The 2485-nt window shown below is 53.8% G+C and carries 3 protein-coding genes; 2 read left to right on the top strand and 1 reads right to left on the bottom strand.

Going from position 1 to position 2485, the window contains the following annotated elements; all coding sequences use genetic code 11:
* Together AQR02_RS02950 and AQR02_RS02955 are read left to right on the top strand one after the other, a co-directional pair.
* Positions 1-752: glycosyltransferase family 4 protein (locus tag AQR02_RS02950; protein WP_159067674.1), on the top strand; the 752-nt coding region annotated here is incomplete at its 5' end.
* Between the two features lie 239 nt (positions 753-991).
* Positions 992-1714 (top strand): DsbA family oxidoreductase, encoded by a 723-nt coding sequence (locus AQR02_RS02955; protein ID WP_054939322.1) that lies wholly within the window; start codon positions 992-994, stop codon positions 1712-1714.
* An 86-nt stretch (positions 1715-1800) separates the two neighbouring features.
* Here the strand turns inward: AQR02_RS02955 and AQR02_RS33435 are convergent.
* The coding region (locus AQR02_RS33435; RefSeq protein WP_245237061.1) for an oleate hydratase at positions 1801-2485 on the bottom strand (685 nt) is incomplete at its 5' end.

The following is a 2485-nucleotide window of genomic DNA, read 5'->3' on the forward strand; positions in this document are numbered from 1 at the left end:
ATGAGCAGAAGAGCATGGTGGATCATTTTCCGGCGATGGCGGACCGGATCCGGCTCCTGCCGAATTTTGTGAACGCGGAGATTTTTTACCGGCGGGATAAGCAGCGGGCCCTTGCAGCGCTGGGCTTGAACCCGGAGAACCGCTATATCATCACTGTGGGCCGGCTGTTTGAGCACCAGAAGGGTCATTCGTTACTCGTTCAGGCAGCAGAGAAGCTGCGGCATATCCCGGATCTTAAGATCCTGATCGCCGGTGGCGGGCCGGATGAGCAGAGCCTGAAGGCGCTGATCCGCGACAAAGGTCTGCAGGATACATTCATCCTTCTCGGTACAGTCCGGGACAAACATGTGCTGGCCAACTATTATACGGCCTCCGAGATGTTCGTTCTGCCCTCGCGTTATGAGGGGCTGCCGCTGGTCATTCTGGAGGCTGGTGCCTGCGGGCTGCCAACGGTCGGATTTAACGTAATGGGGGTAAGGGGACTAGTGAAGCAAGGACTAAGCGGCCTGCTCACTGATGGACTTGATCCGGCCGGGCTGGCCTCTTCTATTGAAACCCTGCTCGGCAATCCGCAGTTATGTGCGGAGATGGGTGAAGCTGCCCAGGAGATTGTCCGGTCCGACTATTCAGAGGAGATCATCGGGGCAAGATTGTATAAACTGCTGCACGAGAGCCTGGGGCTGGACCCGGCAGAAGCGGAAAAGCTGGCCGCTGTTACACCTCCGGATCTGGGCCCGCCTGTTCAGCTCTAATCCTATCTACTCCCTGTGCAAAACGCACTGCATATTAGGGCATACTGTTCGTTCAGACAACTGACGCAGCAGGCTGCCCTTTTTGTCGTAGGGCAATGAGTACACTTCCGCAGATAGTGTTTGTAATTTTCGGTTTTTAACTATATAATTGTAAGTGACATATTTTTTGTTAATGAATCTGATGTCACTCATAAGTAAACTCTTTACTCAAGATACCTGACCATTAGGAGGAAATCACAATGAGAATAGATGTATGGTCTGACTATGCCTGCCCCTTCTGCTACATCGGCAAAAGACGGCTGGAGCACGCGCTGAGCCAATTTGCAGATCGTGACAAGGTGGAGGTTGTGTTCCGCAGCTTCCAGCTGGACCCGTCTGCACGGACGGATGAAACCAGAGATATCCATGACATGCTGGCTTCCAAGTATGGAATGACCCGCGACAAAGCGCAGGCAATGAATGCACAGCTGGCGGATCAGGCCAGTGGCGTCGGTCTGCAGTTTAACTTTGATACAGTGGTGCCAACCAATACCTTTGACGCTCACCGCTTGAATCATTATGCAGCTACCAAAGGCAAAGCCAAAGAAATGACTGAACGTCTGCTTAAAGCGTACTTTACCGATTCTGTGAATATTGGGGACCGCAAGGTTCTGGCCCTTCTTGCCGCAGAGGTGGGGCTCGATGCAGCGGAAGCTTCGGCGGTGCTGGAAAACGGCGCTTATGCAGATGAAGTGAATCAGGATATCGCAGCGGCTCAGCAATTAAACGTCACCGGCGTGCCGTTCTTCGTCTTCAATAATAAATATGCTGTATCCGGCGCCCAGCCCGGCCCGGTATTCACCGAGGTACTCGACACGGTGTGGGCAGAGGAGCAGAAGGCGCCGGTATTGCAGGTTGTAGGACAGCCCAAGTCCCAGGCTCCAGATGCTGAGGGCTGCGATGACGGCTCCTGCAGCATCTGATCTGCGGATAGCTGCCTGGCTCAAATTGAAGAAAGCCCGTTCTCCATTTGCTGGAGAGCGGGCTTTTTGGCTATGCTGCCATCCTTCTATCTAAAAGAAGTCACCAGGCCCGAAAGAAGCGTCCGCACGTCATATTGATACTGGTTGATCGGTTCAACCGGGCGGTTAACACCCATCAGAGTATAGACGGCGATCCGCGCTGCTCTTACGGAGTATTCCTCGGTGAATACGACATCGTCCGGAATCTCGCAGAACTGGCTGATGAACGCGAGGTTGGTCGAGCCTTCAGGCACAACCTTCGGCCGGTCGCTGTTCAGCCGCGGCATGAACTGGGAAGTGATATATGGCATCATGCAGGGAATACAGTTGGCAGTGGCCATAATTTCGTCCTTGTGTGCATCGAAATGCAGATGGCCGATCAGCTCCTGCATAATTTCTTCCCCGGTACAGTCGCACATTCTTTTCTTGACGAAATCACCGACGTTGTCCGGATACAGCCCGTAGCCCCAGAACACTTTGACATGCTCCGGCTGCCCCCGGAAATGCGGCTGGAAGGCCAGCACCACCGACATGAACCAGCTGGAATCCTTGAAGGTGACCAGTGCGCCAGTACCGGCACGGTTGCGGGTGAATTTCTCCATCAGGTCGAAGAAGACGGAATCCTGGAAGGTTACCGTGAAGGACTCCCATTTGGATTCATCCACATGATCATCGAAGGCAGAAGGATTACCGAGTCCCGGCTTCTTGGCGGCGATGGTTCTCCCACAGCTT

The sequence above is a fragment of the Paenibacillus ihuae genome (genome assembly GCF_001368795.1).
GTDB lineage: Bacteria > Bacillota > Bacilli > Paenibacillales > Paenibacillaceae > Paenibacillus_AQ > Paenibacillus_AQ ihuae.